The following is a 25,310-nucleotide window of genomic DNA, read 5'->3' on the forward strand; positions in this document are numbered from 1 at the left end:
TGGTCAGTTACGTTGGCGCAGTTCTTCGTTGATGCGCAGCGCCTCGGCGAGCTGGTCTTCCAAGATGATGATGCGGCAGGCCGCCTCCAAGGCCGTGCCCGCATCGACGAGTTCGCGGGCACGGGCGGCCAGGCGGAGCTGGTAACGGGAGAAACGGCGGTGGCCGCCTTCTGAGCGCAGCGGCTCGATCAGCTTGGCGGCGCCGAGACTGCGCAGGAACGCCGGGCTGACGCCGAGGATCTCGGCGGCCCGGCCCATGCTGTAGGCCGGGTAGTCGTCGTCATCGAGCCGTTGCTCGGGACTGCCGGAGGCGGCGGCCGCCTTGCCGGCCGCCGTGTCCTGTGTGCGGTGGTGCGGGTTTCGCCCGGAGGGCGACACCTGGTGTGCTTGATCCATCAACCTTCCTGAATGCGAACAGGGGCCCCGGCGCATGGATGCGCCGGGGCCCGAATGAGGTTTAACACCATCGACCGGCCATCCGGCCGGTTCACTTCTTCCGCAGACGCCCGCCAGCTGAGGCGAGGTGCGGGGATCGCGTAATCGTGACCGTAGACCACCGTCCTGTTCGTGGAGCTGCGGTACCCGTGCGGCGATGACATCCAGCCGGCAACGGGCGATCCTGATGGCGTTCAACACTCCTTTCCGGTTTTTCCTGCGTCGACAGCCTGCGTCGACGTTGTGCAACGGCAGCGCGTCCACCGCCCCGGCCCTCTACCAACCGCACTGGCCGCGGCAGTCCGACCTTCTGCCTTCCTGCCTTTCCTCATGTTTCCGCACTGCTGTCCACGTCCGTCCGGGCAGTTCGTCATGGTGCTCGTTCTGCGCTGCCCTCGTGGATTCATCCCTTGCGATGTCAGAAACACTACCCCCCGTAGGCGCGAATGTCTACCCTGACGACAACAGATTTTCTGGCGGCTGAGCGCCAGGCCTGCGGCGGGTCACTGGGCGCGCGGGCCCAGCAGGACGGGCATGGTGCGGGTGCTGTTGCCGAGCAGGGTGTCCAGCGGGCGCAGCTCCTCGGCCGGTACGGCGGGCGCGATCTCCGGGAACGCGTCGAAGAGCGCGGACAGCGCCACCTCGGCCTCGAGGCGGGCCAGTGGCGCGCCGAGGCAGAAGTGCGGGCCGTGTCCGAAGGACAGGTGGGTGGCCGGCTGGTCGGTGAGGTCGAACAGGTGGGCGTCCTCGCCGTACTGGTCAGGGTCGCGTCCCGCGGAGGCGAAGCAGGCCAGCACGGGCTCCCCGGCGCGCACGCGTACGCCGTCGATCTCGACGTCGCGCCGGGCGTAGCGCATGGGGAAGTAGGCGATCGGCGAGTCCCAGCGCAGGGTCTCCTCGACGGCCGCGCTGTAGGGGCATTTGCCCGCGCGTAGCAGCTCGACCTGGTCGGGCACGTGGAGCAGGGCGCCGATGGCGTTGGTGATGAGGTTGACCGTGGTGACGTGGCCGGCGATGAACAGCAGCTCGATGGTGGCGAACAGCTCCTCGTTGGAGAGCCGGCCGCCGTCCTGCTCGCGCAGCGTGATCAGGTCGGTGATGAGGTCCTCGCCGGGGCTGTCGCGGCGCTCGTCGATGATCTGGCCGAGCAGCACGTGCAGGGCCTGGCGAAGGTCGGGTGTGTCGTCGAGGCTGCCGCCGACCTGCGCGACGGCGTCGGTGAGCGCGTGCAGTCTCTCCTGGTGCGCGGCCGGGATGCCGATCATGTCGGAGATGACGTCGCGGGGCAGCGGGTAGGCGTACTCCTTGCGCATGTCGACCGGCCGGTCGGGTGGCATCGCGGCGAGCCGGTCGATGAGTCCGGCGGTGAGTTCCTCGATCCTCGGGCGCAGCCCTTTCAGCCGGCGGGGCGTGAACGCGGCGGTCAGCGGGGCTCGCAGCCTGCGGTGTTCGTCGCCTTCGGCGTTGAGCATCGAGGTGTCGGTGACGATGCGGGTGATGGCCGTGCCCGGCGGGGCGCTGTCGCGGTCTTTCCAGTAGCGCAGCTCCCTGGACAGGTCCGGGTGGGTCAGCACGGCCAGCAGCGTGGAGTAGCGGGTGGCGGCCCAGGTGCGCACGCCTTCCGCGGTCACCGGGACGAGCGGTCCGGCCGCGCGCAGCCGGTCGTCGTCGCCGTGCAGGTCGGGGGTGGCCGGGTCGAGGACGAAGCGGTGGTCGTCTGTCATGGTCATCCCGTTCGTCGTGGGCCGACCGCCAGCGCGGTCACGTCGAAGCCGGGGTCCTGGTCGAGGTAGAGGTCGCGGACCAGCTCGCCGGCCGCGGGCGCGTTGCACAGGCCGTGGCCGGAGAAGCCGGTGGCGTACAGGAACGCAGGAGGGCCCGGCTGGTGGCCGATGAAGGCGGTGCGGTCGGGGCTGGCGTCGCGCAGGCCGGTGACGGCGGTGTGCAGCGCGAGCTCCGCGAGGCTCGGGTAGACGTCGGCGACCCGGTCGGCCACCTCGCGCCGCCAGGCCTCCCGGTCGGGCCCCGGGTAGCCCATGCCGATCAGCATGCGGTCGTCGCGGACCCTGATGAGCAGGCCGGTGGCTGCGTGCAGGGTGACCGGGACGTCGGGCGTGCCGGGCGGCAGCGGGTCGGTGGTGAGCAGCTCCTGCTCGATGGGCTCGGTGAGCGGCAGGTCGACGCCCGCGCAGCGGACGAGCGAGGCCGACCAGGCGCCGGCGGCGCAGATGATCGCGTCGGCGCCGATCTCGCCGCTGGCCGTGCGGATGCGGCCGGCCTGCGCGTCGATGCCGGTGACCGGGCAGCCGGTACGCAGGACGGCGCCGGCCTTCTCGGCCGCCTGCGCGTAGGCGGTGACGATGGCCGTGGTGTCGGAGATGTAGGCCTGCGGCGAGTACGCGGCGGCCAGCAGCGGCGTGTCGTCGCCGACGAGGGGGTTGAGCTCTCGTGCCTCCTCGGCGGTGATGAGGCGGACGTCGACGCCGGCGGCGTGCTGGGCGGGCAGGTCGGCCTGGAAGACGGACAGCTGCTCGGGCTCGGTGAACAGGATCAGGTAGCCGACCTGGCGCAGGGGCAGGTCGGTGCCGGGCCGGTCGGGGAAGGCGTGGTAGGCCCGCAGGCTGCGTACGGCCAGCGCTGAGCTGACCGGGTTGCCGGCGAAGTAGGAGCGGACCACGTCGGCGGTGGCGCGGGAGGCGCCGGAGCCGAGCGTGCCGCGTTCGAGCAGGGTGACGTCGACGCCGGCTTCGGCCAGGTGGTAGGCGATCGACAGGCCGATGACGCCGCCGCCGACCACCACCACCCGTGAGCCGCCGTTCACACCAGCTCCCGTACGGCGCGCAGGCTCTCGCCGGCCTGCCACGGGAACAGGTGCAGGTTCCAGCCGCCCAGGCAGTTGCAGTAGAGCGCCATGTGGGCCATGACGGAGATGAAGTCCTCGTGGCTGTCGAGGCGTTCCAGGCCCGCCAGGAGGCGCTGGGTGAAGTCCCACAGGGTGTCGAGGCCGCAGTAGCCGAGGAACTCGGCGGGTGTGGCGGCGAGCTGGCGGGTCATCTGGCGCAGCCACGGCATGGGCATGCCGTCGAGGGCGGCGCGGACGAGGCCGCCGTAGCAGCTGTAGCCGAGCGGGCGGGTCTCGCCGTTGACGAACAGGAGTGTGGTCAGGACCGTCTCGTAGCTGCCTGCGCCGGAGGGGATGCGGCCCTCGTGGAGGTCGACGAGCTCGCGGGGCGGGTCGAGCCAGATGCGCTGGGTCTCGGCGTGGACGTCCTTGACGAGTTCGTTGAGCTGCGGGTCGCCGACGGGCAGCCGGGGCAGGACGTGGCCGCCGTCCCCGCCGGCGCGGCGCACTTCGGCGATGATGGGTTCCTTGGTGGCGTAGACGGCGTTCCAGACCTCGCGGCCGGCCTGGATGAGGGCGTCGAGGTCCTCTTCGGCGACCTGGCCGACAGGGGTGGCGGTCATGGGCTCGGTGAGCTCGCCGTACTTGATGCCCAGGTGCTGCAGGCGCGAGCAGAACAGGGTGCCGTCGGGCACGGTGCGGCGGTCCACGCGGTATTCCGCGGGGGCGTGCAGCAGCGAGTGGACCGGGGCCACGTGGTAGAGGTGGTATCCCGCGACCAGGGCGTGCCCTTGCAGGCTGCGGTAGGGGAGCGCGTCCCACAGGCATTGGGCCAGGGCGGGGTTGCGCTCGTCGAGTTGGGCCGCCACGGTGATGCCGAGGCTGGGCCAGGTTATTTCCACACGCTTAGTCTCGTTCACAGTACGTCACTGTATCGTCGCAATTTGTGGCGAAACAGGGCATGGTCAGGGTATTTACCCGGACATGACCGCATCTAGGTGCTGTCCCAGCGGCGCCCAGATCTTGCGTACGGCCAGGAGGGGTTCGTCGGCCAGGAAGACGTGGGCGCCCGTCAAAAGGTTCCGGTACGTACGCGCACGTAACCAAGACCGCGCCCCGCCCGCGAGGCCTTTCGGGCGGGGCCGCGGCGCGCCCTGCGGGGGGCGTCCCGGTGCACCGCCGGTTCAGCCCTTGATGCCGGTGAGCAGGACGCCCCTGACGATCCACCGCTGGGCGATGAGGAAGAGAGCCACCAGGGGCAGGATGGCCACGAGCGCGCCGGCGAACAGCGCGGGCAGGTTGACCGCCTGCTGGTTGAGGTTGGTGGACAGCGCCACCTGCACGGTCCAGTACTCCGGGTCCTGGCCGATGACCAGCGGCCACAGGAAGGCGTTCCAGTGTTCGATGAAGGACAGGATGCCGAGCGAGGCGAACAGGGCGCCGGAGTTCGGCAGCGCCAGCCGGGCGTACAGGCCGAGGAAGCCCAGGCCGTCCACCCGGCCCGCGTCCTCCAGCTCGCGTGGGAAACGCAGGTAGAAGCCGCGGAACAGCAGCACGGCGAACGCGCTGAACAGGCCGGGGACGATCAGGCCCCACATGGTGTTGACCCCGCCCATCGAGCCGACCACGACGAACGTCGGGATGAACGTGGCCGCGCCCGGCACCATCATCGTGGCGATGATGAAGAAGAACACCGGCCTGGACGCCGCCACGGGGATGCGGGCCAGCGCGTATCCGGCCATCGACGCCAGCAGCGTCGACAGCGGCGCGGAGATCGTCGCGATGAGCGTGGAGTTCCACAGGGCGTGCGCCAGCGGCACCGCCTCGTTGCCGAAGGCGTCGGCGAAGCCCTGGAAGCTGATCTCCTCGGGCCACCAGTGCCAGTCGAGCGAACCCAGCTCCCGCCTGGTCATGAGCGCGTTGCGGATCAGCAGGTAGAACGGCAGCAGGAACGGCACCGCGAAGACGATCGCCGCCGCGTAGGAGCCCGGATGCCGTCTCCTCATCGCCCCTCCTCTTCTTCGGTCCTGCCGAAGCCGGCGAAGCGGCCCTGCAGCAGCGTGAACACCACGATCAGCGCGGTGACGACGAACGCCCCCGCGGATCCGGCGCCGTAGTTCTGCTCGCCGAGCGCCGTCTGGAACAGGTAGATCAGCGGTGTCCTGCCGTCCGCGCCGCCCAGCCCCGACAGGTTGGAGGCCAGGATGTTGTAGAACTCGTCGAACGCCTGGAACGCGTTGATAATCAGCAGCAGCGTCACCGCGACCGACGTGTTGCGCAGCATCGGCCAGGTGATGTGCCGGAACAGCTGCCCTTCGGTGTGCGCGCCGTCCACCTGCGCCGCTTCGTACAACTGGCCGGGGATCTGCTGGATGCCGGCCAGGAACAGGATCATGTAGAAGCCCGTCTGCAGCCACAGCCGGACCGTGACCAGCACGATCCAGTACAGCGGCGGGTCCACGGTCGCCACCCAGCCGATCGAGTCCTCGTGGCCGAGCAGGTAGGCCAGGCTGTTGGCCACGCCCGACGGCGTGCCGCTGAACAGGCTCATCTTCCACACGAGCGCGCCGACCACGTACGAGACGGCCGCCGGGATGAAGAACGTGGTCCTGAAGAACGCCCGGCCGCCGCGCAGCCGGTTGACCAGCACCGCCAGGCCCAGCGCCAGCGCGAACGTCACCGGGACGATGAACAGCGTGAACACGAGGATGGTGACCAGCGACCTGGTGAAGGCGGGGTCGCCGAGCAGCCGCCGGTAGTTGTCCAGGCCGTTCCACGAGCCGAGGCTGATCGTGCCGCGCGCGTCGTTGAAGCTGAGCAGCAGGCCCCAGCCGATGGCCACGTACTTGAACAGGAAGAGCCCTGCCACCATCGGCAGCGTGAGCAGCACGAACGCGCGCCAGGCCGGCCATCTGGAGGCCCACCGCGCGGGGGCGCGGTGCGGCCCGCCGGCGCGGGGGCGGGCGGGCGCGGCCGTCGTCATAGCGTGGGCACCTTGTCCAGGATGTCCTGGGACCGCTCGGCCGCCTCCGCCAGGGTCCTAGCCGGGTCGGCGCCCTTCTTGACGATGGCGGTGACGGCGTCGTCGTAGGGCTGGCGCACCTCGGGGGTCCACAGCGCGGGCTGCTTGACGCCGTGCGTGTTCGCGGCCTCCATCACCGCCTGCGCCGGGCCGGTCCTGAGCTTGTCCGCCGCGTTCGCGGTGCTGGTGCGGGGCGGGATGTGGAAGCCGTAGCCGAGGTTCCAGTCGGTCTGCGCGGCGGTGTTCTCCACCCACAACCAGCGCACGTACTTCGTGGCCGCCTCCAGGTTGGCGCTCTTGCCGTTGACGACCTGCACCCAGCCGCCCATGTTGACCACCTGGCGGCCGCCGGGGCCGAAGGCCGGCAGCGGGAAGGCGGCGAAGTCGTCGCCCAGTTCGGCGGTCATGCCGGGGACGGCCCACATGCCGACCCACTGCATGGCCGCCGCGCCGGTGATCAGCGCGCCGGGATCCCACCAGTCGGTCGAGTAGCCCTGCAGGGTGACCTTGCTGTCGTGCAGGGCCTTGAGCGCGGTCAGCGCCTCGACCACCTTCGGGTCGTCGTAGGTGATCTTCCGGTCGTCGACCAGCAGGTTGCCGTTGGACCAGGGCACCAGCATCCCCAGGTCGCCGATGCCGTCGTTGCCGACGAACAGGCCCTTCTGCCTGCCCGTGGTCAGCTTCTCGGCCGCCGCGGCGAACTCGGCGAAGCTCGCCGGCACGGCCACGCCGGCCTTCTGGAACAACGACTTGCGGTAGAACACCAGCATCGGGTCCACGACCATGGGCACGGCGTAGACCTTGCCGCCCCACGTGTACGGCTCCAGCACCTTGGGGTCGAAGTCGGCCTTCTCCGCGCCGAGCACGTCGTCGAGCGGCGTGACCTGCTCGGCCTTGACCATGTTGGGGCCGACGTCGTTCACCTCGTAGACGTCCGGGCCGTCCGGGGTCAGGACGGCGGCCGTCCACTTGGTGCCGTAGTCACCGGGGATCCAGGACACCTTGACCGCGATGTCCGGGTTGGCCTTGGTGAAGTCGGCGGCGTAGCGCATGGCCGCCTGCTGCGTGCCCTCCTCGCCGTACTCGTGGTACCAGTGGTTGAGGGTGATCTTGGCGCTGCCGGTGGCGGGCGGGGTCTTGGTCTTGGCCAGCGGGTCGCCGCCGCACGCGGAGACGGCGGCGCCGGCGACGAAGAGCACGGATCCTTTGAGCAGTCCGCGGCGGGTGAGTGGTCTGTCCATCGGGGCCACCTCTCGTGGGGGAGTGAGATCGGTGCCGATGCGAGGTAACCGGTTACTTCTGACGTCGTGAGGCGGACGCTAGACGCGTCCGAGGGGTGGCGTCAATGCGCTGTTAACTTTTCGTTACAAAGCTGCTGGACTCGGTCTTGACGGACCCTGACAGATCTCTTAGCGTCGCGGGCATCAGCCAAGTAACCGGTTACCCTCCTGGAGGCCCGCCGTGAGACTGCCGCCCGATCGGGCCGCCCGCGCGTGCACCGGCCCGGCCCGGGAGCAGGTGGCGCCGCGCGTCCCCGGCGGCATCGTCACCGGGGAGCCTCGGAAAGGCAGGGCCACGTGACCCCGTCCGGCCGGGTCACCATCCGTGACGTGGCCAGGCGGGCCGGGGTGTCCGTGGCCACCGTCTCCCGGGTGCTCGCCGGCGACTACCCCGTGCTGGCCGCCACCCGCAACAAGGTCGTCAGGGCCGTGCGCGAGCTCGACTACGTCCCCAACGCCCACGCCAGGGCCCTGTCGGCGGCCCGCCCCGGCGCCATCGCGATCGTCGTCGACAGCGTGGCCATGCCCTACTACGCCTACATCGCCCAGGGCGTGGAGGAGCAGGCGGCGCTCGAGGGCCGGCTGTCGCTGATCTGCACCACCGGTGGCGACCCCGGCCGCGAACTGTCGATCGTGCGGCTCCTGCGCGAGCAGCGGGCCGAGGCCGTCATCCTGGTCGGCAGCGTGATCCTGGACGACGACTACCGCAAGCGGATGACGGAGTACGCGCACGCGCTCGCGGCCGCGGGCTCACGCCTGGTGTTGTGCGGCCGCCCGCCGCTGGGGGAGGGGGTGCCGGCCCTGGTCGTCGGCTACGACAACACCGGCGGCGCCCACGCCGTGACCGCCCACCTGCTCTCGGCCGGCCACCGCAGGATCCTCTACCTCGGGCTGCGGCCCGGCCACACCACCTCCGACAGCAGGGTGGCCGGCTACCGCAGCGCGCTGGCCGAGCACGGCGTGCCCGCCGACCCGGCGCTGGAGGTCGAGGCGGAGTTCTCGCGGGAGGCCGGGTACGACGCGATGAAACGCCGCCTGGCCGAGGGGCCGCCCGGCTTCACCGCCGTCTTCGCCGGCAACGACCTGGTCGCCTCCGGGGCCGTCCAGGCGCTGGACGAGCACGGGCTGCGCGTCCCCGAGGACATCTCGATCGTCGGCTACGACGACGTCCCGCCGGCGCAGGACCTGCGCCTGACGACCGTGCACCTGCCGCACGACGAGCTCGGCCGGGCCGCCGTGCGGCTCGCGCTCGGCCGGGTGAGCGCCGGCCCGCTGGTCCTCGGCACCCACATCGTGGTACGCGGCTCGGTCCGGCCGCTCGGCCCGCGGCGACCTTCCCGATGAGCCCGCTCGTGGCCTTCGCCCTGCGGCCCCCGCTGCTGCCCGAGCTGTTCCCGCCGGACCTGCGGCGCCGGTTGTCGCTGGTGGCCCGGGTGCACGACCGCGTCATCGACCGCTTCGACGGGCCCCTCGACGCCGACATCCTGATCACCGGCTGGGGCTGCCCGCGCATCGACGCCGGCGTGCTGGCCGCAGCGCCCCGGCTGCGCGCGGTCGTCCACGCGGCGGGCAGCGTCAAGGGCCATCTGACGGCGGAGGTGTTCGACCGGGGCATCGTCGTCTCCTCGGCCGCTCAGGCCAACGCGGTGCCCGTGGCCGACTTCACGCTGGCGATGCTGGTGCTGGCGGCCAAGCAGGCGTTCGTCCGCGCCCGGGCGTACGCCGCCGGCGGCTGGTCGGGTGACGCGCTGCCGGGCGTGGCCACGCCGGGGGAGCGCGGCGGGCTGGCCGGCGCGGTGGTCGGGGTCGTCGGCGCCTCGCGGGTGGGCCGGATGGTCATCGCACGGCTGCGCGCCCACGGCGCGGACATCCTGCTCAGCGACCCGTACGCGAGCCCCGAGGAGGCCGCCGCGCTGGGCGCGGGCCTCGTCCCCCTCGACGAGCTGTGCCGGCGCGCGGAGCTCCTCACCGTGCACGCGCCCGAGCTGCCGCAGACGCGCGGCCTGCTCGACGACCGGCGGCTGTCGCTCCTGCGCGACGGGGCGGTGCTCGTCAACACCGCCCGCGGCGCCCTGGTCGACACCGACGCCCTGGTACGCCACTGCGCGGGCGGCCGCATCGGCGCCGTCCTCGACGTGACCGACCCCGAGCCGCTGCCCCCGGGCCACCCGCTGCTCGCCCTGCCCAATGTCCTGGTGACCCCGCACATCAGCGGGGCGAGGGGCCGGGAGCTGCGGCGGCTGGGGGAGTTCGCGGTGGCGGAGGTGGAACGCCTCACCCGCGGCCGCCCGCTCCGGGGCGCCGTCCGCCCTGCCGACCTGCACCGCATCGCCTGAGGCCGATGAGCTGGGACGCGCTGGCGCGGCAGGCGCGGGAGGAGGCCGTCAGGGCGCGTACGGAGCCCCTGCCCGCGCTGACCTTCGCCCTGTGGCGCCGCTACGCGGACTCCGGCGACCGCCAGGCCTACGAGCGCGTCTACTTCGAGCGCCGTCGCCGCCTGGCCGCCCTCATGCTGGCCGCGCACCTGGACGATCGCCCCGACCCGGCGCTCGACGACCTGCTGTGGTCGGTGTGCGACGAGTACACCTGGGTGCTGCCGGCGCACGAGCCGCGGGACCGCCCGGTCAACGCGTTCGTCGACCTGTTCGCCGCCGAGACCGGCCATGCCCTGGCGGAGGCGGTGGGCCTGCTCGGCGAGCACCTCGACCCCCGGGTGCGGGCCCGGGCGCGCGAGGAGGTGGAGCGCAGGGTCCTGCGCCCGCTCCAGGAGGGAGCGCCTCCCCTGTGGTGGGAGTCGGCCGGGCACAACTGGGCGGCCGTCTGCGCGGGCGCGGCCGGGATGGCGGCGCTGGCGCTGGACTCCGGGCACCTGCCGGCTCTCCTGCCCCGCCTGGAGCGGGCCCTGGAGTCGTTCCTGGCGGGCGCGGGCCCGGACGGCGCCTGCCTGGAGGGGCCCGACTACTGGTCCTACGGTTTCGGCTATTTCGTCTATTTCGCCGAGGCGCTGCGCGAGCGCACGGGCAGGGACCTGCTGGACGACCCCCACGTCCGCGAGATGGCCGCCTACCCCGCCAGGATCGACCTCGGCGGCGGCGCGCGCCCGGCCTTCGCCGACTCCTCCGGCACGGGCGCCTACCCGGCCGGCCTGATGAACCGCCTGGCCGAACGCCTGGGCGTGCCCGTGCCGCGGGGGCGGGAGCCGTCGTTCCACGACGACCACTGCTACCGCTGGGCCCACCTGAGCCGCACCCTGTGGTGGACGGCACGGACAAGACAGGCGCCGTGCACCCCGCCGGCGCCGTACGACCGCCTGCCGGACGCCGCGATCGTGGTCGCCAGGGCGGGCGCCACGGCCTTCGCCGCCAAGGGCGGCCACAACGACGAGCCGCACAACCATCTCGATCTGGGCCACTTCGTCCTCCACGCCCATGGCAGGACGGTCCTGGACGATCTGGGCGCCCCCGAGTACACGCGCGACTACTTCGGCGCGGGCCGCTACGCGGTGCCGCAGGCCTCGGCGGAGTGGCACTCGATCCCGCTGATCGACGGCGTCGCGCAGCGCCCCGGCCGTGACCGCCGCGCCGAGACCGTCCGGTACGCCGCCGGCCGCGACACCGTGGAGTGGACGCTGGACCTGACGGCCGCCTATGACGCGCCCCGGCTCATCCGCTTCACCCGCGCCTTCGCCTGGCGGCCGGCCCGGCTGGAGCTCACCGACACCTTCGCCTTCGCGGGCGGCGACTGCCCGGTGACGGAGCTGTTCGTCTCCCGCCTGCGCCCCGAGGTGGGCCGCGACACCGTCGGCTGGGGGCCGGTCGTGCTGGAGGTCCCGCCCCCGTGGCGGGCCCAGGCGGAGGAGCTGGAGGTACGCGGCCACGACGGCGTGCCGGAGACCGTGCACCGCGTACGCCTGACCGCGGCCGTCCCGTCCGGCCCGCATACCTTCGTCTTCACCGTGCGTTGACGGTCGCTGGAGCAACCGAGCGAATCTGTAACCCGATATGTTGATTAATGCCCCCGAATGGGGAATACTCTGATCCAGAAGTCCAGCAGAGGGCTCCGACCCACGCTTTACGTGTGGCGTGCCTCTGTCTGGGCTTTTTCGCGTCTGCAGGGGCCGCCATGATCTGACCTTTGGAGCATCAGATGGCCGTCCTGGAGATCGCACTCGAAGAGATGACCGCCGAGCAGCTGCTCACCGAGATGCACCGGCCCGAGACGCCGGAGCTGCGCAAGGTACGGATCCGTGAGCGGGTCGTGGCCATGTACGACGCTCTGGTGGGCGAGGTCACCCGCCGCTACCGCTACCGCGGCGAGCCGATGGAGGACCTGCGCCAGGCCGCGTACGTGGGCCTGATGAAGGCCATCAACGGATTCGACCCCACCCTGGGGCACGACTTCCGCGGCTACGCGATGATCACGATGGTCGGCGAGGTGAAGCGGCACTTCCGCGACCGCACCTGGGCCATCCGGGTGCCGCGGGTCTACCAGGAGCGCCGCCTGGAGCTGAACAAGGTGACCAGCGAGCTCACCCAGACCCTCGGCCGCGCCCCCACGGTCGCCGAACTGGCCGGCAAGATGGGCATCTCGGAGGAGAACGTGCTGCTCGCCCTCGACGCGTCCGCCGCGTACAGCACCCTGTCGCTGGACGCGCCGGTCGGCGGCGAGGACGACGCGGCCGACCTGGGGGACTTCCTGCCCGCGCAGGACGACTCGCTCGACAACATGCTCGGCAAGCACGCGATCAAGCCGCTCATCGACGCGCTCCCCGACCGGGAGCGCAACATCCTGCTGATGCGGTTCTACGGCAACATGACCCAGTCCGAGATCGCCACGGAGTTCGGCATCTCGCAGATGCACGTCTCCCGCATCCTGCGCGCCGTGCTCACCAAGCTGCGCACCGCCCTGCAGGACTGACCTCCCCTGCTCCCGCCCACCGGCCGCCCGTGCCCATGCCCGCGCCGGTGGGCGGAGTCATGTCGCGCGCGAGAACGACGGCCACATCCCGATCCGGCAGCGGAACGCCGTCCGGGGTGACGATGATCACGGCATTCGCAGTACGGTTCTTCCTGACCGACGCGTCCGGATTCGTCACTGCCACGACACCCTCACATTGCTCCGAAAATTTCAGGAAAGTTGTTGCCACACGACGACCGGCAGAGCCGGTGCGCTCGGAGCCTCGTACGCCGGTCAGATCTGCAACATAGCAGTTGGAGACACTCTTGACAGTTTTCCGCGAGGCCCCTTATGTTGCCGCAATATTAAGCAGTTTTCCTTGAAAGTTTCGGCTTCACATACCGCAATGCGCGTGGGATGTTGCCGTGAGGAGCCCGAAGGGATGGCATGACGGGCCAAGGAACGATCGACACGAGCCCCACGCCGGACGACAGCACGCGATGGCGGGACCCGGGGCTGTCCCCCGGCGAGCGAGCCGAGGCCCTCATCCCGCTCATGACGCTGGAGGAGAAGGTCGCCCAGCTGGTCGGGGTGTGGGTCGGCGCCGACGCCTCGGGAGAGGGCGTCGCCCCGCACCAGACCGAGATGGCGGGCGGCGCCGAGTGGAGCACCGTCATCCGCCACGGGCTCGGCCAGCTGACCAGGCCGTACGGCACCGCGCCCGTCGACCCCGTCGCCGGCGCCCGGTCGCTGGCCGCCTCCCAGGCCGAGATCGTCGCGACCAGCCGGTTCGGCATCCCGGCCCAGGTGCACGAGGAGTGCCTGACCGGGTTCGCCGCCTGGCGGGCGACCGTCTACCCGGCGCCGCTGAGCTGGGGCGCGACGTTCGACCCCGGGCTGATCGAGGAGATGGCCGGGCGGATCGGACGTTCCCTGCGGGCGGCCGGCGTGCACCAGGGCCTGGCCCCGGTGCTCGACGTGACCCGCGACTACCGCTGGGGCCGTACCGAGGAGACCATCGGCGAGGACCCCTACCTGGTCGGCACCATCGGCGCGGCCTACGTGCGCGGAGTGGAGGGCGCCGGCGTCGTCGCCACGCTCAAGCACTTCGCCGGCTACTCCGCCTCGCGCGGCGGGCGCAACCTCGCCCCCGTGCCGATGGGCCGCAGGGAACTGGCCGACGTCGTCCTGCCGCCGTTCGAGATGGCACTGCGCCTGGGCGGCGCCCGGTCGGTGATGAACTCCTACGCCGAGATCGACGGCGTTCCCGTGGCGGCCGACGACGGCCTGCTGACCGGGCTGCTGCGCGACGAGTGGGGCTTCACCGGCACGGTCGTCGCCGACTACTTCGCGATCCGGTTCCTGCAGAAGCTGCACGGCGTGGCCGCCGACGCCGCCGAGGCGGCCGGGCTCGCCCTGCGCGCCGGCATCGACGTCGAACTGCCCACCGTCGACACGTTCGGCGAGCCGCTGATCGAGGCGGTGAAGGCGGGCGCGGTCGACGAGAAGCTCGTCGACCGCGCGCTGCGCAGGGTGCTGACGCAGAAGGCCGAGCTCGGCCTGCTCGACGAGGGCTGGCAGTGCCTGCCCGACGGCGCCGACCGGCTCCGCCTCGACGACCCCGAGAGCCAGGACATCGCCCTGCGCCTGGCCCGCGAGTCGGCCGTGCTGCTGCGCAACACCGGGGGAATCCTGCCGCTGGCGCCCGGCCGGCGGGTGGCCCTCGTGGGGCCGGTCGCCGACGACCCGATGGCGATGCTCGGCTGCTACGCCTTCCCCGCGCACGTGGGCGCCCACCCCGAACACGGGCTCGGGCTGGAGATCCCCTCGCTGCGCGAGGCCCTGGGCGCGCTCGTGCCCCGCCTCGCCTACGCGCCCGGCTGCGACATCACCGGCGACGACACCTCCGGCATCGCGGCCGCCGCCACGGTCGCGGCCGCCAGCGACGTGTGCGTGCTGGCCGTCGGCGACCGGGCCGGGCTGTTCGGCCGCGGCACCTCCGGCGAGGGCTGCGACGCCACCGACCTGCGCCTGCCGGGCGTCCAGTCCGAGCTCGTCAGGGCCGTGCTCGCCACCGGCACCCCCGTGGTCCTCGTGCTGCTGGCCGGGCGGCCGTACGCGCTGGGCGAGGAGGTGGACGGCGCCGCCGCCATCGTGTACGCGTTCTTCCCCGGCCAGCGCGGCGGCCAGGCGCTGGCCGAGGTGCTCACCGGCGCGGTGAACCCGTCGGGGCGGCTGCCCGTCAGCGTGCCGCGCGACGCGGGCGGCCTGCCGGCCACCTACCTGTCGCCGTGGCTGGGCCGGCGCTCCCAGGTGTCGTCCGTCGACCCCACCCCCGCCTTCCCGTTCGGCCACGGGCTGGGCTACACCACGTTCGAGTGGAGCGACGTGACGGAGCCCGGCGAGCCGGCCGCCTGGCCGGTCGACGGCGAGGTGAGCGTCGCGGTCACCGTCCGCAACGCCGGGCCGCGGCCCGGCACCGAGGTCGTCCAGCTCTACCTGCACGATCCGGTCGCGCAGACCACGCGGCCCGTGGTCCGCCTGGTCGGTCACGCCCGCGTGCCGCTGGAGCCGGGCGAGGCCGCCCGCGTGACGTTCGACGTGCCGGCGGACGTCACCTCGTTCACCGGGGTGCGCGGCCGGCGCATCGTCGAGCCGGGCGAGGTCGAGCTGCGCTTCGCGCGGTCGAGCGCCGACGTGGTCGCGGCCGTGCCGCTGCGCCTGACCGGCGACGTGCGCGAGGTCGGCCACGAGCGGCGGATGCGGCCACGGGCGCGGATCGAGCGCATCGCAGCGGAGGAGAGAGGATGAGCAACACCCCCACGACCGTGAACCCGCCGCCGGACACCAGCGAGACCCGGCCCCCCATCCGGCGCCGGCGGCCCGCCGGCGCCGCCACCTCCTGGAGCGGGGCGTTCCGCCGCAACTGGCAGCTGTACTCGCTGGCCATCCTCCCGCTGCTGTTCTTCGCGATCTTCCGGTACGCCCCCATGATCGGCAACGTGATCGCGTTCCGGAAGTTCGAGCCCGGAGGCAGCGTGCTGGGCGAGGAATGGGTGGGCCTGCGCTACGTGAACCTGTTCCTGAACGACCCCACGTTCTGGAACGTCTTCACCAACACCGCGATCCTCGGCGGGCTGACCCTGCTGTTCTGCTTCCCGCTGCCCATCGTGCTGGCGCTGCTGCTCAACGAGGTCCGCAACCGCGGGCTGAAGAGGTTCCTGCAGTCGGTGTCCTACCTGCCGCACTTCCTGTCGATCGTGGTCGTGGCCGGCATCGTCATGCAGACGCTGGCCATCGACGGGCCGGTCAACCAGCTGGTGCGGGCGTTCGGCGACGACCCCATCACGTTCATGCAGAAACCCGAGTGGTTCCGGACGATCTACATCTCGTCGGAGATCTGGCAGACCGTCGGCTGGGGCACGATCCTCTACCTCGCCGCCCTCACCACCATCGACGAGCAGCTCTACGAGGCGGCCAGGATCGACGGCGCCGGCCGGTGGCGGCAGATCTGGCACGTCACCCTGCCCGGCATCCGGCCGACGGCGGTCACCCTGCTGATCCTCAACATCGGCACGTTCATGGCCGTCGGCTTCGAGAAGGTGCTCCTGCTCTACAACCCCCTGACCTATCCGACCGCCGACGTGATCTCCACGTACCTCTACCGGATGGGTGTCGAGTCCAGCAACTTCAGCTACGCCGCCGCGATCGGCCTGTTCGAGGCCCTCATCGGGCTGACCCTGATCCTGTCGGCGAACCTGATCTCCCGTCGAGCAGTGGGGACGAGCCTGTGGTGACACTCGCCAGAAGCCGGGGCTACCGGGCCTTCCAGGTGGTCAACGCCGTCGTCCTGACCGGCGTGGTGATCGTGACGCTCTATCCGTTCATCAACATCGTCGCCCGCTCCTTCAGCGAGGAACGGTACATCCTGTCGGGCGAGGTCAACCTCATCCCGCGCGGGTTCAACCTCACGACGTACCAGATCGTGGTCGCCGACCCGATGTTCTGGACGAACTACCGCAACACCGTGGTCTACACCGTCGTCGCCACCGCCATCGCGATGGTGCTGACCACCTGCTACGCGTACGTGCTGTCCAAGAGGCACCTCAAGGGCAGGACGTTCCTCATCTGGGTCGCCGTCTTCACGATGTTCTTCAACGGCGGCCTCATCCCCAACTACGTGCTGGTCAACAGCCTCGGGCTGACGAACTCCATCTGGGCCATCGTGTTGCCCAACGCGATCAGCGTCTTCAACCTGCTGGTCATGAAGGCGTTCTTCGAGAACCTGCCGGGCGACCTGGAAGAGGCCGCCGCCATCGACGGGCTCAACACCTACGGCATCCTGGGGCGGATCGTGCTGCCGCTGTCGAAGGCGGTCATCGCCACGATGGTGCTGTTCTACGCGGTCTCGTTCTGGAACTCGTGGTTCTCGGCGTTCCTCTACCTCAACAGGACGGAGCTGTTCCCGGTCACCGTCTATCTGCGCAACATCATCGCGGGCGCCACCGGCGCCGAGAACGCCGGCGCGGGCGCGGCGGACCTCACGCAGGTCGCGGCCAACATCCAGTCGGTGACGATCATGCTCACCGTGCTGCCCATCCTCGCGGTCTACCCCTTCGTCCAGCGGTACTTCGTCTCCGGAGTCATGCTCGGCGCGGTCAAGGGTTAGCCTCCTCACGCCTCTACAACCCCCCGGACACGGCAAAGGAACCCAAATGCGCGAACTTTCACGGCGTCAGGCGATCATCGGCTTGGGTGCGTTCACCCTCGTCCTCGCCGGCTGCGGCGAAGACGAGGCCCCGAAGCAGGCCGCCCAGTCCGCGAACAAGGCGGGCGCGATGGCCAACTACGGTGTCGCCCAGCAGTTCAAGGCCACCGAGCCGCTGTCGTTCGACGTGCTCTACAACAACCACCCGTTCTACCCGCTGAAGAACGACTGGCTGTTCTGGGAAGAGCTGACCAAGCGCACGAACGTGACGCTCAAGCCGGTCGCGGTGCCGCTGAGCGACTACGAGAAGAAGCGCAGCCTGATGATCGGTGCAGGGGACGCCCCGCTCATCATCCCGAAGACGTACCACCCGCAGGAGGAGGCCTTCGTGGCCTCCGGCGCGGTCCTGCCGGTCAGCGAGTACTTCGACCTGATGCCGAACTTCAAGGACAAGGTCGCCAAGTGGAAGATGGAGCCGGAGCTCGACACGCTCCGGCAGGCCGACGGCCGCATCTACCTGCTGCCCGGCCTGCACGAGAACGTCTGGGTCGACTACACCCTCGCCGTCCGGATGGACATCCTGGAGGAGCTCGACCTGGAGGTCCCGAAGACCTGGGAAGACCTCTACACCGTCCTCAAGGCCATGAAGGCCAAATACCCCGATCTCTACCCCATGACCGACCGGTTCGGCATCCCCACGCCCGGCGGCAACCTGCTCAAGCTCGTCGCCCAGGCCTACGGCACCAAGGGCGGCTGGGAGTACCAGCACGCCTTCTGGGACGCCACCGCCGGCAAGTTCGTCTACACCGGCGCCATGCCGCAGTACAAGCAGATGATCGAATACCTGCACAAGCTGGTGAAGGAGAAGCTGCTCGACCCCGAGGCCTTCACCCAGCAGGACGAGCAGGCCGACCAGAAGCTCATCTCCGGCAAGTCGTTCGTGATCAGCTGTAACGCGCAGACCCTGGTCAACGAGTTCCGCGGCGCGCTCACGAAGGCCAACCCCGACGCCAGGATCGCCAAGATCCCGGTGCCCATGGGACCCGTCGGCGACTACAAGATCGGCACCCGGCTCGAGAACGGCGTCATGATCTCCAAGAAGGCGCTGGAGCACAAGAACTTCGTCGCCATGATGCAGTTCGTCGACTGGCTCTGGTACTCCGACCAGGGCCTGGAGTTCGCCAAGTGGGGCGTCGAGGGCACGACGCACACCAAGGACGCCTCCGGCGGCTACAAGCTGGCCGACGACGTCGACTTCGTCGGGCTCAACCCCGACGCGTCCAAGCACCTGCAGAAGGACTTCGGCTTCTCCAACGGCGTGTTCGCCTACGGCGGTCCCACCAAGCTGCTGGAGTCCACCTTCTCCGAGGAGGAGCTGGAGTTCCAGAAGGTGATGAACGCCAGGAAGCCTTGGCCGGTCGATCCGCCCCACCCGCTGAAGGAGGAGGAGCGCGAGCAGGCCACGCTGTGGGAGACGCCGCTGAAGGACTTCGTCACCCAGCAGACGCTCAAGTTCATCCTCGGCGAGCGCGACCTCAGCGAGTGGGACGCCTACGTCAAGGAGCTGGAGGGCAACAACATGGCCTCCTACATCAACCTGGTCAACACCGCCTACGAACGGTTCAAGAAGGAGCACGGCTGAGTGGAGCCGGAGCCTTCCCGATGAGCGACGCGCCCGCGGAGCGGCGGTTCGGCACGGGGCCGCTCTCGCGCGTCGCCGCGCTGGTCTACACCCTGCTGGTCGTCGAGCTGCTGTTCCTGGTCACCGCCGCGCCCGGGCTCGCGGCGCTCGTCCTGCTCGACCGCGACGCGAGCAACATCCCGCTGGCCGCGCTGTGCGCGCTGCCCGCAGGACCGGCGCTGTCGGCCGCCCTCTACGCCCTGCGCCACCGCAGGTCCGACCTGACGGACCTGCGTCCCGCGGCGGCGTTCTGGCGCGGTTACCGGGGCAACGTCGCCGGGGTCATGAAGATCTGGGCGCCGTGGCTGGCGGGGCTGGCCGTCGTGGGGACGAACCTGGCGAACTTCGCCGCCGCGGGCGTCCCCGGCTGGTGGGCGGTGCTGCTCGTCGCCGTCGCCGTGGCGGCGGCGCTCTGGGCCGCCGCCGCGCTGGTGATCACCTCGCTGTTCGCGTTCCGGGCGGCCGACGTCGCCCGGCTGGCGTCGTACTCGCTCGTGCGGTTTCCCGGCGTCACCGTGAGCAACCTCTGCCTGCTCGTGGTGGCGGCCGGTCTCACGCTGGTCGCCACCGAGGCGGCGGTGACCCTCCTGGCCGTCGTCTTCGCGGCGGCGCTGCTGCGCAACAGCCGCCCGATGATCGACGAGATCAGGGAGAGGTTCACCGCCTGAGCCGCCGGCGCGTCACGGGATGCGCCGGCCCCGGGCGTCGGGCACCCCCGACTTGCGGAAGAAGTAGGCGTTGACCTGGTCGCGCCACTCCTCCGCGCAGCGCAGCTGCTCGTCGAGCAGCTCCGTCACCCGGGCGTGCAGCGCCGCGTCCCCCAGCTCCGCCCGCTCCCAGAGCCGCCGGCTCTCGGCCACCTCCTCGACCCCGGCGAAGTGGGTGTCGTAGATGTGCTGGATGACCGTGGTGCCGTCGTGTAGCACGTGCCCGTACGGGACGTGGTGGAAGAACAGCAGCAGCTCGTCGGGGCAGGTGCCGAGCGACTCGTAGACGTCGCACCACGGCCGCGGGTACTGGCCGGTGAACCCGGTGCCGGACGCGCGGGTGCGGTCGACCCCGACGCCGTCGCGGTCGGCGAAATGGTAGGTGCCCCACGGCGTGTACTCGTAGCCGTCCACGTCGGGACCGTAGTGGTGCCCGGGACGGACCATGAACCCGACGCCCAGCGGCGCCGTGTAACGCTCGTAGGTGCGCCACGAGCCGTCCATCATCGCGTGCAGCGTGCGCCGCAGCGGCCCGGGGTCACCGCCCTCCGCCGGCGGGAACGTGAGGCCGATCCACTCGTCGAGGACGGCGCCGGGCTCCAGCCGCGGGTCCCAGGCCAGGCGGCCGAAGGCGTACAGGTTGGCCTGGGCGAGCGGATGGCCCGTCCAGTAGAAGTCGTCGCCGACGTTGGAGACCGCGACCAGGCCGCCGCCTTCGCCCGACTCGCCGATCGCGACGTCCGCCACGCTGCGCCCGGCCCTGTCCCCAGCCGCGTCCCCAGCCGCGTCCCCGTCCCCGTCCCCGTCCCCGGCCTCGCCGGGGCCCCACGGCCTGAACCCGAGCACCTCCTTCCACATCGGCGCCAGGTAGCACACGTGCCGCTGCTGGCCGGTGTACTCCTGCGTCACCTGCAGCTCCACCGCCAGGCGGGTGGACGGCATGGCCGCGATCACCGGCGACACCGGCTCGCGCGTCTGGAAGTCCATCGGGCCGTGCTTCACCTGCAGGATCGCGTTGTCCCTGAACCGCCCGTCGAGCGGCGCGAAATGGTCGTGGGCGGCGCGGGCACGATCGGTCGACCGGTCCCGCCAGTCCTGCCGGTGGTTGTAGACGAAGGCCCGCCAGTGCACGATCCCGCCGAACGGGGCCAGGGCGTCGGCGAGCGTGTTCGCGCCGTCGGCGTGGCTGCGCCCGTACGCGAACGGGCCCGGCTGGCCTTCGGAGTCGGCCTTGACCACGTACCCGCCGAAGTCGGGGATGGCGGCGTACACGTGCTCGGTGGTGCGCGCCCACCACTCCCGCACCCGCTCGTCGAGCGGGTCGGCGGTGGGCAGCCCGCCGAGCCTCATCGGCGAGGCGAAGTTGACCGACAGGTGCACCCGGATCCCGTACGGGCGCACCTCGCCGGCGATGGCGGCCACGTCGCCGAGCCGGTCGGTCAGGAGATGGGCCTCCGTGGCGTGCACGTTGACGTTGTTCACCGTGATGGCGTTCACGCCGGTCGCGGCCAGCAGCCGCGCGTAGGCCCGTACCCTGGCCAGGTCGCCGCGGGGGCCGCCGTCCCGCCAGAAGATCGACCCGCCGGAATAGCCCCGCTCGACCTGGCCCATCACCGGATGCACGTCGACGTTGTCCCAGTGGTCGAGCATGCGCCGGCGCGCCGCGGGCCGGTGCGGCTCGGCGGGGCGCTCGCCCGCGAACGCCTCCTCGCCCAGCCTGACCACGTGGAACAGCCCGTAGAGCAGGCCGGCCGGATCGTCGGCCAGCACCACGGTGACACCGTCGCGGCGGGCGAGCAGGTAGCCCTCATCGCCGATGGCGGACCCGCCCTGCCCCGCCAGGACCGCCCGTACGGCCGCCGTCGAGGGAACCGCGCCGGAGAGCGCGAGCACGAGGTCGGGGGATCCCGCCGCGTCCTGCTCCAGGGTGCCCCCGTGCCGGGCGCAGGCCTGCTCGACCTCCGCGCGTACGGTGCCGGTGAGGAGCCCGTCGCCGAGCACGAGGACGCGGCGCGCACCGACCGCGCGGAACGCGCCGGGGGGAAGCCACGCGGGATGGACGTCGGTCAGGTCCGGAATGCTCACGTGTTCCTCTGGTCTGCTCGACGATGGGTTGATCCATCGTGAATCTACCGAAAACAGATCACGCGGACCCGTCAGCAGCCGTCGGCGGTAAGGGTGCCAGGGGCGAGCACTGCCCCCGCGTCACGAGGCGACTGGCGGCATGCGCTGCCATTCGCGTTCGGCAGGTACTCGAAGGGACATTGCTGCGAGCAGGGAATGCATCGGAGCTAGTAACGTAACTCACTAGTACGTACATTAGTAGAGCCAGACGTGCAGTGCTGGTCGTCTACGGGCCCGCGCCGGCGTTCACGCGTCTGTCGTACCTGCTGGAAAGGGAGACGTGATGGATTCATTCCTGGTGGGGTTGATCGGCTCGGGCATCGGCCCCTCCTTGAGCCCGCCGCTGCACGAGCAGGAGGCCGGGCACCACGGGTTGCACTACGTCTACCGGCTGCTCGACATCGATCGCGTGGGCAGTGACATGGACGAACTGGTCCGTACGGCGCGGCGGTTCGGCTACGACGGGCTCAATGTCACCCACCCCTGCAAGCAGGCTGTCATCCCGTTCCTGGATGAGCTGTCGTCGGATGCCCGCATGCTGGGCGCGGTCAATACCGTGGTGTTCGACGGCGATCGGGCCATCGGCCACAACACCGACTGGACGGGATTCGCCGAGTCGTTCGCCCGCGGCCTGCCCGACGCGCCTACCCACCGGGTCGTGCAGCTCGGTGCCGGGGGAGCGGGGGCCGCGGTGGCGCACGCACTGCTCACCATGGGAGCCGACCGGATCACCGTCATCGACGCCGACGTGGCGCGGGCGCGCGCCCTCGCTGGTGAACTGGCCGCCCGGTATGGCGCCGGGCGCGCCCGATCCGCGGTCCAGGCCGAGTTGCCGGAGCAGCTGGAGCGGGCGGACGGACTGGTGCACGCGACCCCGACCGGCATGGCCCACTATCCGGGCCTGCCGCTGTCGGCCGAGTTGCTCCACCCCCGGCTGTGGGTGGCCGACATCGTCTACCGTCCGCTGGAGACGGAGTTGCTCAAGCAGGCCCGGGCGCTCGGCTGCCGCACGCTGGACGGCGGCGGCATGGTCGTCTTCCAGGCCGTGCACGCGTTCAGGCTGTTCACCGGCCGGGAACCGGACGCCGAGCGGATGCTCGCCCACCTGACCGACCTCATCGCCGTCTGAAGAGGAGAAACCGTGCGCAAGTCCATCGCCACCGTGTCCGTGAGCGGCACGCTGGCCGAAAAGCTGGAGGCCATCGCCGCTGCCGGGTTCGACGGGGTGGAGATCTTCGAGAATGATCTCCTGGCCAGCCCACTGCCGCCGGAGGCGGTGCGGGCCAGGGCCGCCGATCTCGGCCTCGGTATCGACCTCTACCAGCCCTTCCGCGACTTCGAGGCGGTGGACGCCGACACGCTGGCGCGCAACCTGCGCCGGGCCGAGCACAAGTTCCGGGTGATGGAGCGGCTCGGTGCGGACATGCTGCTGGTCTGCTCGAACGTCTCGTCCGACGCGATCGCCGGGGACGAGCTGGCCGCCGAGCAGCTCCGGCTGCTGGCTGAGCGCGCCGCCGGCCACGGCATCCGCATCGCCTACGAGGCACTGGCCTGGGGCCGGCATGTCAACGAGTACCTGCATGCCTGGCGCGTCGTGCGGTTGGCCGACCATCCCAACCTGGGCGTGTGTCTGGACAGCTTCCACATCCTCTCGCGCGGCTCCGACCCCATCGGCATCGAGGCCATCTCCGGCGAGAAGATCTTCTTCCTGCAGCTCGCCGATGCACCCCTGCTGGCCATGGACGTGCTGCAATGGAGCCGCCACTACCGCTGTTTCCCAGGGCAGGGCACCTTCGACCTGACCGGGTTCGTGGCCAGCGTGCTGCGTGCGGGCTACGCCGGGCCGCTGTCGTTGGAGGTGTTCAACGACGTCTTCCGCCAGGCGTCGGTGGAGCGCACCGCGCTGGACGGCATGCGCTCGCTGATCGCCCTGGAGCAGAGCCTGCGCGGTGAGACGCATCCGGCCGTCGCCACGGGGTTCGCCTTCGCCGAGCTGTCCGGCACGGGATCGGTAGGCAGGCTGTTGGGCGCGCTCGGCTTCGCGCGCACGGGCACGCACCCCACCAAGCCGGTCGAGTTGTGGGAGCAGGGCGGCGCTCGGCTGCTGCTCAACGCCACCCGAGCCGACCCCGCGCTCATCGCCATCGGCCTCGACAGCCCCGATCCGGCCGGCGCGGCCAGGCACGCCGAGTCACTGCTCTCGCCGGTCCTGCCCCGCGAGCGCGCCCCTGAGGAGGCCAAGCTGGAGGCGGTGGCCGCGCCGGACGGCACCGAGATCTTCTTCTGCGACGAGGCCTGGCTCGCCGACTTCGCGCCGGCCGGGCCGATGCCGGGCCCGGTCACCGGCATCGACCACGTCGCGCTCGCCCAGCCGCGGCACCACTTCGACGAGGCCGCGCTGTTCTACCGCAGCGTGCTGGGCCTGCGCCCGCAGGAAAGCCTGGAGGTGCCCGACCCGTACGGGATGCTGCGCAGCAAGGCCATGTCGGGCCCCGGCGGCGCCGTGCGCATGGTGATGAACATCGCCCAGGTCGGCGCCGACCACCTTCCGTGGCAGCACATCGCGCTGGCCTGCGACGACGTCGTGGCTGCCGCCCGCAGGCTGCGGAGCGAGTATCCCGGCCTGCTCCTGCCCATCCCGGGCAACTACTACGATGACCTGGTGGCCCGCCACGAGGCCGATCACGAGCTGCGCCGCCTCGGGGTGCTGTACGACCGGGACGAGCACGGCGGCGAGTTCCTTCACCTCTACACCGTCACGGTGGGCCGGGTCTTCTTCGAACTCGTCCAGCGCGTCGGTGGTTATCAGGGCTACGGTGCCGCGAACGCCCCCATCCGGCTCGCCGTGCAACATGCGGGAGGTCACTAGGATGGGCTGGTGACCTCTCAGCCCGCCGCCCCCGAACGCCAGCGGGACCCCGACCGCACCAAGGCGGAGATTCTCGTGGTCGCCCAGCAGGAGTTCGCCCGCCACGGCTACGCGGGGGCGCGGGTCGATGAGATCGCCGCCCGCATGCGGACCACCAAGCGCATGATCTATTACTACTTCGGCAGCAAGGAACGGCTCTACATCGCCGTCCTGGAGAAGGCCTACGCCGAGGTGCGCGAGATGGAGCGGGCCATCGAGGTGGAGCACCTGGCCCCGCTAGAGGCCATCCGCACGCTGGCCGAGCTGACCTTCGACCACCACGACCTGCACCGCGAATTCATCAAGCTGGTGACGATCGAGAACATCCACCAGGCCGAGCACATCCGCAAGTCACAGGCGCTGGCCGGCCTGGGCACGCCCGTGCTCGACCTCATCAAGGCGATCCTCGACGCGGGCACGGCGAGCGGCGACTTCGTCACCGAAGCCGACGCCATCGACGTGCACATGCTCATCAGCTCGTTCTGCTTCTTCCGGGTGGCCAACCAGCACACCTTCGGCGCGCTGTTCGGGCGCGACATGACCGCACCCGAACACCGTGACCGGCTACGGCGGATGGTGGGGGACGCGGTCGTGGCCTATCTACGCGGCGCGGGCGTGGTCCTGGCCTCCGACGTGTCCAGGAGCCGGCCGGCGGCCCCGGCTCGTGATCGCCGGCCATGACCCGCCGGCGCTCGAACGTTTCCCTC

20 protein-coding genes are annotated in these 25,310 nt (G+C 70.9%); 12 read left to right on the forward strand and 8 right to left on the reverse strand.

What is annotated here, in order from left to right; all coding sequences use genetic code 11:
* Nucleotides 1–3: 3 nt before the first annotated feature.
* The 7 genes from ABGA98_RS40210 to ABGA98_RS40240 form a co-directional block, all read right to left on the reverse strand.
* A complete protein-coding gene (locus ABGA98_RS40210) occupies nucleotides 4–396 on the reverse strand; it encodes a MerR family transcriptional regulator (RefSeq protein WP_347623722.1) in 393 nt (130 codons plus the stop codon).
* A 542-nt stretch (nucleotides 397–938) separates the two neighbouring features.
* Nucleotides 939–2,165 carry a cytochrome P450 gene (locus ABGA98_RS40215; RefSeq protein ID WP_347623723.1) on the reverse strand — a complete coding sequence of 409 codons (1,227 nt, stop codon included), beginning with the start codon at nucleotides 2,163–2,165 and terminating at the stop codon, nucleotides 939–941.
* Nucleotides 2,162–3,256: an FAD-dependent oxidoreductase gene (locus ABGA98_RS40220; RefSeq protein ID WP_347623724.1), complete on the reverse strand. Its 1,095-nt coding sequence runs from the start codon at nucleotides 3,254–3,256 to the stop codon at nucleotides 2,162–2,164. The genes ABGA98_RS40215 and ABGA98_RS40220 overlap by 4 nt, the downstream gene beginning before the upstream one ends.
* Nucleotides 3,253–4,197 carry a hypothetical protein gene (locus ABGA98_RS40225; protein WP_347623725.1) on the reverse strand — a complete coding sequence of 315 codons (945 nt, stop codon included), beginning with the start codon at nucleotides 4,195–4,197 and terminating at the stop codon, nucleotides 3,253–3,255. The genes ABGA98_RS40220 and ABGA98_RS40225 overlap by 4 nt, the downstream gene beginning before the upstream one ends.
* 264 nt (nucleotides 4,198–4,461) lie before the next feature.
* Entirely contained in the window at nucleotides 4,462–5,283 is an 822-nt protein-coding gene (locus ABGA98_RS40230) for a carbohydrate ABC transporter permease (protein WP_347623726.1), read from the reverse strand.
* Nucleotides 5,280–6,260 (reverse strand): sugar ABC transporter permease, encoded by a 981-nt coding sequence (locus ABGA98_RS40235; protein WP_347623727.1) that lies wholly within the window; start codon nucleotides 6,258–6,260, stop codon nucleotides 5,280–5,282. The genes ABGA98_RS40230 and ABGA98_RS40235 overlap by 4 nt, the downstream gene beginning before the upstream one ends.
* On the reverse strand, nucleotides 6,257–7,540 hold the full coding sequence (locus tag ABGA98_RS40240) for an extracellular solute-binding protein (RefSeq protein ID WP_347623728.1): 1,284 nt from the start codon (nucleotides 7,538–7,540) through the stop codon (nucleotides 6,257–6,259). The genes ABGA98_RS40235 and ABGA98_RS40240 overlap by 4 nt, the downstream gene beginning before the upstream one ends.
* Nucleotides 7,541–7,876: 336 nt before the next feature.
* On the opposite strand from ABGA98_RS40240, the gene ABGA98_RS40245 reads away from it, so the two are divergent.
* The 9 genes from ABGA98_RS40245 to ABGA98_RS40285 all read left to right on the forward strand — a co-directional run bounded on the left by ABGA98_RS40245 (nucleotide 7,877) and on the right by ABGA98_RS40285 (nucleotide 19,532).
* Nucleotides 7,877–8,923: a LacI family DNA-binding transcriptional regulator gene (locus tag ABGA98_RS40245; RefSeq protein WP_347623729.1), complete on the forward strand. Its 1,047-nt coding sequence runs from the start codon at nucleotides 7,877–7,879 to the stop codon at nucleotides 8,921–8,923.
* Entirely contained in the window at nucleotides 8,920–9,915 is a 996-nt protein-coding gene (locus ABGA98_RS40250) for a hydroxyacid dehydrogenase (protein ID WP_347623730.1), read from the forward strand. Before ABGA98_RS40245 ends, ABGA98_RS40250 begins: the two co-directional genes overlap by 4 nt.
* 5 nt (nucleotides 9,916–9,920) lie before the next feature.
* On the forward strand, nucleotides 9,921–11,543 hold the full coding sequence (locus ABGA98_RS40255) for a heparinase II/III family protein (RefSeq protein ID WP_347623731.1): 1,623 nt from the start codon (nucleotides 9,921–9,923) through the stop codon (nucleotides 11,541–11,543).
* 170 nt (nucleotides 11,544–11,713) lie between these two features.
* The gene (locus tag ABGA98_RS40260; protein ID WP_347623732.1) at nucleotides 11,714–12,496 is read left to right on the forward strand and encodes a SigB/SigF/SigG family RNA polymerase sigma factor; all 783 of its coding nucleotides are present in this window, start codon (nucleotides 11,714–11,716) and stop codon (nucleotides 12,494–12,496) included.
* A 426-nt stretch (nucleotides 12,497–12,922) separates the two neighbouring features.
* Nucleotides 12,923–15,286 (forward strand): glycoside hydrolase family 3 N-terminal domain-containing protein, encoded by a 2,364-nt coding sequence (locus ABGA98_RS40265; protein ID WP_347623733.1) that lies wholly within the window; start codon nucleotides 12,923–12,925, stop codon nucleotides 15,284–15,286.
* Nucleotides 15,283–16,272: an ABC transporter permease subunit gene (locus ABGA98_RS40270; protein ID WP_347623734.1), complete on the forward strand. Its 990-nt coding sequence runs from the start codon at nucleotides 15,283–15,285 to the stop codon at nucleotides 16,270–16,272. The genes ABGA98_RS40265 and ABGA98_RS40270 overlap by 4 nt, the downstream gene beginning before the upstream one ends.
* Entirely contained in the window at nucleotides 16,269–17,144 is an 876-nt protein-coding gene (locus ABGA98_RS40275; protein WP_347623735.1) for a carbohydrate ABC transporter permease, read from the forward strand. The genes ABGA98_RS40270 and ABGA98_RS40275 overlap by 4 nt, the downstream gene beginning before the upstream one ends.
* A gap of 46 nt (nucleotides 17,145–17,190) precedes the next feature.
* Nucleotides 17,191–18,825: an extracellular solute-binding protein gene (locus tag ABGA98_RS40280; protein WP_347623736.1), complete on the forward strand. Its 1,635-nt coding sequence runs from the start codon at nucleotides 17,191–17,193 to the stop codon at nucleotides 18,823–18,825.
* Between the two features lie 20 nt (nucleotides 18,826–18,845).
* Nucleotides 18,846–19,532 (forward strand): hypothetical protein, encoded by a 687-nt coding sequence (locus ABGA98_RS40285; protein WP_347623737.1) that lies wholly within the window; start codon nucleotides 18,846–18,848, stop codon nucleotides 19,530–19,532.
* Nucleotides 19,533–19,544: 12 nt separating this feature from the next.
* Here ABGA98_RS40285 and ABGA98_RS40290 read toward each other — a convergent pair whose 3' ends face one another.
* Nucleotides 19,545–21,656, reverse strand: coding sequence for an alpha-glucuronidase (locus tag ABGA98_RS40290; protein ID WP_347623738.1), 2,112 nt, complete (start codon nucleotides 21,654–21,656; stop codon nucleotides 19,545–19,547).
* A gap of 322 nt (nucleotides 21,657–21,978) precedes the next feature.
* On the opposite strand from ABGA98_RS40290, the gene ABGA98_RS40295 reads away from it, so the two are divergent.
* From ABGA98_RS40295 to ABGA98_RS40305, 3 genes are read left to right on the forward strand one after another with little or no spacing between them, the layout of a single operon-like run.
* Entirely contained in the window at nucleotides 21,979–22,824 is an 846-nt protein-coding gene (locus ABGA98_RS40295; RefSeq protein ID WP_347623739.1) for a shikimate dehydrogenase, read from the forward strand.
* Nucleotides 22,825–22,836: 12 nt separating this feature from the next.
* Complete coding sequence (locus ABGA98_RS40300) at nucleotides 22,837–24,564, forward strand: TIM barrel protein (RefSeq protein ID WP_347623740.1); 1,728 nt, start codon at nucleotides 22,837–22,839, stop codon at nucleotides 24,562–24,564.
* A gap of 9 nt (nucleotides 24,565–24,573) precedes the next feature.
* Nucleotides 24,574–25,284, forward strand: coding sequence for a TetR/AcrR family transcriptional regulator (locus tag ABGA98_RS40305; RefSeq protein WP_347623741.1), 711 nt, complete (start codon nucleotides 24,574–24,576; stop codon nucleotides 25,282–25,284).
* Nucleotides 25,285–25,310: the final 26 nt, after the last annotated feature.

This window comes from Nonomuraea sp. B1E8, from assembly GCF_039871515.1.
Taxonomy (GTDB): Bacteria; Actinomycetota; Actinomycetes; order Streptosporangiales; family Streptosporangiaceae; genus Nonomuraea.